This is a genomic window from Cytobacillus kochii, assembly GCF_020171845.1.
GTDB lineage: Bacteria > Bacillota > Bacilli > Bacillales > Cytobacillaceae > Cytobacillus > Cytobacillus kochii.
The window spans coordinates 78,773-85,583 of sequence record NZ_JAIVAM010000019.1; the positions used below are offsets into that span (position 1 = coordinate 78,773).

Sequence of the window (6,811 nt, forward strand, 5' to 3'; positions counted from 1 at the left end):
ATATTTAATTATATTTTGGCATAATTCCATCAATCTTGCAAAAAGAAACATCCTTATTTAATGAATCTTTTTTAGTTTTATACCGTAAATAAATGAAAGGGAGGGACAAAATTTATATGTCTTTAAAATTAGAAAATGTTACGAAGAAGTTTGGTCAATTTACCGCAGTAGATGATATATCTATAGAAATACCTGAAAAGGAAATGTTTGGTTTTTTAGGAGCGAATGGTGCTGGAAAGACGACTACTTTTCGAATGATTTTAGGGTTAATTGATGCAACCAAAGGAAACATCAGTTGGCAAGGTAAACCCATTAATTATTCAGTGAGTGGTCAAATTGGTTATTTACCTGAAGAGCGTGGGTTATATCCAAAATTACAAGTGAAAGAACAACTTGTATACTTAGCACGGCTAAGAGGGATGGATAAACAATCTGCCTTAAAGGAGTTAGACAACTGGCTTGATCGCTTTAAAGTACCGGATTACAAAACAAAAAAGGTAGAGGAGCTATCAAAAGGGAATCAACAAAAGATACAATTTATATCTAGTATTTTACATAAACCTAAACTATTGATTCTTGATGAGCCGTTTAGCGGGCTAGATCCAGTAAATGTAGAGCTGCTAAAAGACGCAGTTGTAGACTTGAAAAATAGTGGTACATCAATCGTATTTTCTTCCCACCGCATGGAACATGTTGAAGAGTTATGTGAGCATCTTTGTATCATGCAAAAAGGTAGACCAGTCGTACATGGTGAATTGAAGGAAATTAAGCGTTCTTATGGAAAAAAAACATTAATCATTCATGGTGATTTTTCGATGGCTTTTTTACAAGACCACCCTGCTGTGAAGAAATTTAAAATGACAACAGAAGGGGTGCATCTGCAAATTGAAAATGAATTGGCAGCGGACGATATACTAAAAGATATTGTTGGCAAAGGATTTATTCGCAAGTTTATGCTTGAAGAACCATCTTTAAATGATATCTTTATCGAAAAGGCAGGTGCTTCTTATGAGTAATTTTTGGACAATTCTATGGCATACGTATTGGACAAAAATAAAAACAAAGTCTTTTCTTATTACGACAATCATTACGGCACTTTTATTTGTGCTGTTAGCCAATATTACAACCATTATCGATACTTTTTCAAATGAAGAAACACCGAAAGTGGCAGTGATAGATGAAACAAACAGTTCCATCCAAGCAATAGAACGCATAGAGGCATATACATCGGAGGAAGTTATCTTAGAAAGTGTACAACAGTCAGAAGCTGAAGTGGACGAGAAGGTAATATCTGGGGAATTTACAGGTGCACTTTACTTAACTTCTAACGGTGAAGATCTCATTAGCGGTGAATATAAATCCTTGAGTATAGCTGACACTACTATCTCTAGCTTATTGCAAACAGCTTTGCAGCAAATAAAGACGGAATTAACTGCAGAGAGTATAAATTTATCACCAGAGCAATTGCAAACATTGTATGCACCTGTATCGTTTGAGACGACTGCACTTGAGGAAAATGCGAAGTCTCAAGAAGAATTAAGTCAGGCAAGAGGACTTGTTTATGTGGTCTTATTTTTAATTTATTTTGCTGTCATCATGTATGCGAGTATGATTGCTAATGAAGTGGCAACTGAAAAGTCATCTAGAATCATGGAAATTCTTATATCAAGTACCCCACCTGTTCAGCAAATGTTTGCTAAGATACTCGGGATCGCTCTGTTGAGTGTGACACAAATGCTGATTTTAGGTTCCATTGGTTTCTTTGCATTGAGAGAAAGCATGTCTAAGCTTGAAGGTGGCTGGTTCGAAGCGTTTGGGTTTAGCAACTTATCACTTGGTATATTGGTTTATGCAGCCATCTTTTTCTTATTAGGCTATTTTTTATATGCGACCCTAGCCGCTTTTCTTGGGTCTTTAGTTAGTCGGATTGAGGATGTTCAACAAATGATTATGCCAATGACGATGTTAGTAGTTGTGGGCTTTTTACTCTCAATGTATGGTCTATCTAACCCAGATACAACTTTTATTACTATTGCCTCTTATATTCCTTTTTTCACGCCAATGCTGATGTTCTTAAGAGTAGGAATGCTTTCATTGCCGGTATGGGAACCAATATTAGGCATGGCCGTTCTTATTGTGACGACAATTATTTTGGCGATATTCGGTGCACGAGTGTATCGTGGCGGTGTTTTAATGTATGGTCGCTCATCTTCGTATAAAGATATTAAAAAAGCGATTCAATTAACGAAGAAAGAAAAATAAGTAGTTATTTACATTCAAGCTTCTCATACTTGTGTATGAAGAAGCTTTTTTAGCAAAAAAGAATTGATAAATGTAGTAGTGACCAATTTACATTTATTAAAATAATGATAAGACAACTATTCTGCGGGCTCTGCGAATGTTTATTTATCGGTTCGTAACAACCTTCCTACTTTATTGAAAAAGAGGCAGTGAAGCAAAATAAATTAATGACAAATGTAACTATTTGCTTTTTGCCTTTCTTGACATACTTACACTAACAAGGCGAAAGGGTGTGAGCGGATGATTGCCTCACTAAATGGGATTGTGAAACGTTATGATTCGAAACTAGTGTTGGACTACATTGATTTGGATATAAATGAGGGTCAAATTATTGGTTTACTTGGTCCTAATGGAGCGGGAAAATCAACATTAATTAGATGCCTAACAGGAATGGAGACAGTTAATCAAGGGAATGTTACGTTATTTGGGGATGGAAAAAAACCATTTCAGAATAAAAACAAAGAAAAAATTGGTTTAGTCACGCAGGAAATATCGATTTTTCCAGAATTAACAGCACAGGAGAATGCGAACTTTTTTGCCGGAATTTACGGGTTAAAAGGGGAAGTGAGAAAAAGAAGGGTAGCAGAGGCCTTAGCGTTTGTTGGATTAGCAGAACATACAAAGGGAAGGGCACAAAATTTTTCTGGAGGAATGCAAAGGCGGCTGAATATTGCATGTTCCTTAGTTCATGATCCTAAGTTTTTAATTATGGATGAGCCGACGGTGGGGATAGATCCTCAATCGCGAAACCATATTTTGCAAGCTGTAAAGAAATTACAAAGAAACGGAACGACTATTCTATATACAACGCATTATATGGAAGAGGTTGAGACGATTGCCTCAGAGGTTGTGATATTAGATAAAGGGCAAATCATTACAAGAGGAACAGTTCAAGATTTGATTCGCAACATTCAGCATGAAGAGAGAATCAAGGTAGAAGTAAGTCATCCTGAAGAAGTCTCTTTGGAGAGTATTCAGGCACTGCCAGATGTAAAACAAGTCATTAAAGATGGGAATCAAATTTTGGTTGTATCTTCTGCTAATTCAGGACACCTTGACCGTATTTTAACGATTATAAAAGAGGACTCTGGTGTTGTTGGCATTAATGTAGAAAAAGCAAATTTAGAGGATGTTTTCTTAACTTTGACTGGAAGAACCTTAAGGGATGGAGGTAGTGCATGATGCGTGTCCTAAGAACCATTCCTTATACAGTGATTCGAATGAGTAGAGACTATATTACGCTATTGTTGCTCTTAGTTGTTCCGATTATCCTTATTACCATTTTTTATTTCGTATTAGGAGACTTAAAAAATCAATACGGTGATCCTGCGTTCTATGATACAGCACAGTTAATGACACTTGTGTTTCAATTGTTTGGCGGTTCAATCGTGATTGCCCATATTCAAGATGATTTATTTTCTCCAAGACGGCAACGTTTAATGGTGGCGCCGATGAGTCGACCTTTTTATGCTCTCTCAATCTCATTATGTGGCATGTTATATTCCATTTTTCTGGGTTTTTTGTTATTTCTATTTACAGGAATAGGCTTAAAGGTGGAGTGGGGAAATGGATTTTGGGTAATGTACATCATTGGCTTATTGGCTGTACTATCAAGCCTTGTAAGTTTAATTCTTATTTTTGCTGTAAAGAACTTTAAATTAGCAGAACGGTTAAGTGAAGTATATGGCATTGGATGTATTGTGTTGGCAGGGTTGTTTTTTCCAATTCCTGATTATACGGTTATCACATTCATTAATGAATACCTTAATCCTTTATTGTTAGCTGCTAATGCAATTGGCTATGCACAAAGCAATTTATTTCCTGATGCTTATATTTATATGATTCGGTTAGGAGTCGGAATTGTAATTACTTTTATTATTGTGTTTGTGCTCGGTAGGAGGAAGATTTAAATGACTGTTTTCCACTTTGTTCTGAAGAGAAGTATTGCGAATAAAACAAGTTTGTTGATTCTATTTCTCTTCCCAGTTGTTGCGATCTTTCTGCCATCAGGAGAGTATTGGCCACATCTTCCATACGGATATCAATATTTTGGTATTTTTATTTTGTTTATTAGTTTGAAGCTCTCCGGATTAATTTTAGAAGATAGAATGAGAGGAATTGCTAAAAAGGTATCAATTGCCCCCATCAGTCATTTTAGTTATCTAGCACAGAATTTGCTAGCGTATTTTTCCATTTTAATATTACAATGTCTGATTTTAGTTTATGGAGGCGTATTAGTTGGGAAAGAACTTTATCAGCCCTTTTGGTTATTCATTTTATTTATTACATTTAGTATGGCATCGATTGCCTTTGCACTAATGTGGATTTCATTTTTTCGTAATAAAGAAATATCCATGTTAATTTTTATGTCAATTATCAGTGTCATTGCTTTAATCGGTGGCGTCTTGATTCCAATTGAGTTGTTACCTGAAATTTTACAAAAAATAGCGATTATGTTGCCGACTTTTTGGCTAGCTTGGGGAATAGATTGGGTTGTTTTTGGTGGCGAACTGAAGGAGTTTCTGCTTGTGAATGGAATGCTTATTTTGTATATGTTTTTATTTTTAATTACAGGAAGTGTGAAAAAATTGCATTGATAGCTGAGGAGAGGTGTGCATATGAGAGTGTACGAGCGATATTTTAGATTTGTGATATTTTGGCGAATAGCACAATTACTTATCCTAGCACATCTTTGGCTCATAAGTACTGCTGGCTTTGAGGCGATTGTTTTTATCCTGCTTTTGCTCATTGTTATGAGCATACGTATAAGATTTTCAATACCAAAATGGAGTTTTCTTATTGAAATAGTCCTCTGTATCGTTTTCATTCCATATTTTCCGTTTGCCCTATATGGTTTAGCCATCGCTATTTTCGAAGCAGCACTAGTCGGGAAGTGGTGGTTGATTTTCCCAATGACGATTTTCATGATTGCTTACCCTGCCTTTGATATCACTTTGATTTGGTATAGTTTACTCACAGTATTAGTCGGAAGCTTCACTTATCAGTCAATGAAAGAACGTAAGCAACTAGAAAAGACTTTAGACAAGGAAAGAAAAGAAAAGCATGAGCTTGAACAGATCAAAATGGAGCTTTTAGAAGCTTATTTTGAGGTGGAAAAGGCAGCTGAATTGAAGGAGAGAAATCGGATTTCAAGAGAACTGCATGACCACCTAGGGCATGATTTAACAGGTGCCCTTCTAGCTATTCAGGCATATGAACAAGTAGAAAATGAAAATCAAGCGCACTCCCTTCTGGAACAGGTGAAAATTAGGCTTTCGAGGAGTACTACGAGATTAAGAAATACAGTTCATAATCTCACACCTGTTACTTATATAGGTGTTGATAGGTTGCAAAGAATCGTAGCAGATTCAGAGCCATTACTCATAGAATTTCAATATAACGGAAATGTGGATAATGTATCTTCTCAATATTGGCTGATGTTGGAAGCGTGTCTTAAGGAAGCTATTACAAATGTAAGTAAATATAGTAATGCGACGAAAACGAAAGTTGAACTTGATATTACTGAAACACTTGTAAGGTTGAAAATCCATGATAACGGCACCATTACCCAAAAATCAGTGAACGGAAGTGGACTAAGAAGTTTACAATTAAGAGCAAGAATGTTAAAAGGAAGCTTTACAATTGATCGTCAAAATGGGTACTTGCTCGTATGTGTTTTACCTATACAGAGAAGGGGGAAGTAGCTATGGATATATTAATTGTCGATGATGATCGTTTAATTTGTCAGAGCTTACAATTACTTCTCGATAAAGAAGAAGATATAAAAATTGTTGGTGTGGTTGAAAATGGAAGTGAAGCGATTTCTTTTTGTGAGAAAGTGCAGCTAGACCTTATTCTAATGGATATCCAAATGCCGGTGTTGAATGGAATAGAAAGTACAAAGGTTATAAAAAGAAACTGGCCACATATTAAAATAATGATGTTGACAACCTTTCAAGACGAAATGAATATTCGGCTTGCTTTAAAAGCAGGTGCTGAGGGCTATATCATAAAATCTAGTTCGATTAAAGATATGGCCAAACAGATCCGTGCAATCGGATCAAATGCGAGGGTTCTTACTCCGGAAGTACTTGATAAACTTGTGCTACAAAATAAGTCAGATGGGTTCTGGTCATTAACTGAAAGGGAGAAAGACGTGATGGAGCTTGTGGTGGAAGGTTTATCGAATAAAGAAATATCGAAGCAGCTTTATTTAAGTGAAGGGACCGTTCGTAATGTTCTATCTATTGTTCTTGATAAACTGGAGCTACGCGATCGTACACAACTAGCCATTTACTATTGGCAACGGCAAAAATAGGGTGTCAACTAGCATCTTACATTGCATGTAGAGAAAAGCCGTTGACTATTATCTAAACAAAAACCGGGAGATGTGTTAATGTCCCCTTTAAGTAGACATTCAAAAAAACCTTCATGTTACCATGAAGGAAAGAATGCTACTTGGAGGGGATTTTTCTATGGCAAAGAAAGGACAAACTTTTAATAGTTATTC

Annotated in this window: 7 protein-coding genes; all 7 read left to right on the forward strand. The window is 36.0% G+C overall.

Features of this window, described 5'->3' with window-relative positions; translation table 11 throughout:
• Window positions 1-116: 116 nt before the first annotated feature.
• The 7 genes from LCM23_RS24135 (at window position 117) to LCM23_RS24165 (ending at window position 6,619) form a co-directional block, all read left to right on the forward strand.
• Complete coding sequence (locus tag LCM23_RS24135) at window positions 117-1,016, forward strand: ABC transporter ATP-binding protein (protein ID WP_224939103.1); 900 nt, start codon at window positions 117-119, stop codon at window positions 1,014-1,016.
• The gene (locus tag LCM23_RS24140; RefSeq protein ID WP_224939104.1) at window positions 1,009-2,262 is read left to right on the forward strand and encodes an ABC transporter permease; all 1,254 of its coding nucleotides are present in this window, start codon (window positions 1,009-1,011) and stop codon (window positions 2,260-2,262) included. Before LCM23_RS24135 ends, LCM23_RS24140 begins: the two co-directional genes overlap by 8 nt.
• A 279-nt stretch (window positions 2,263-2,541) precedes the next feature.
• Complete coding sequence (locus LCM23_RS24145) at window positions 2,542-3,483, forward strand: ABC transporter ATP-binding protein (protein ID WP_224939105.1); 942 nt, start codon at window positions 2,542-2,544, stop codon at window positions 3,481-3,483.
• Entirely contained in the window at window positions 3,480-4,211 is a 732-nt protein-coding gene (locus LCM23_RS24150) for an ABC transporter permease (RefSeq protein ID WP_224939106.1), read from the forward strand. Before LCM23_RS24145 ends, LCM23_RS24150 begins: the two co-directional genes overlap by 4 nt.
• Window positions 4,212-4,898, forward strand: coding sequence for an ABC transporter permease (locus LCM23_RS24155; protein ID WP_224939107.1), 687 nt, complete (start codon window positions 4,212-4,214; stop codon window positions 4,896-4,898).
• Window positions 4,899-4,919: 21 nt separating this feature from the next.
• The gene (locus tag LCM23_RS24160) at window positions 4,920-6,005 is read left to right on the forward strand and encodes a sensor histidine kinase (RefSeq protein WP_224939108.1); all 1,086 of its coding nucleotides are present in this window, start codon (window positions 4,920-4,922) and stop codon (window positions 6,003-6,005) included.
• A 2-nt stretch (window positions 6,006-6,007) separates the two neighbouring features.
• Window positions 6,008-6,619, forward strand: coding sequence for a response regulator transcription factor (locus LCM23_RS24165; RefSeq protein WP_224939109.1), 612 nt, complete (start codon window positions 6,008-6,010; stop codon window positions 6,617-6,619).
• The last annotated feature ends 192 nt before the right edge of the window (window positions 6,620-6,811 follow it).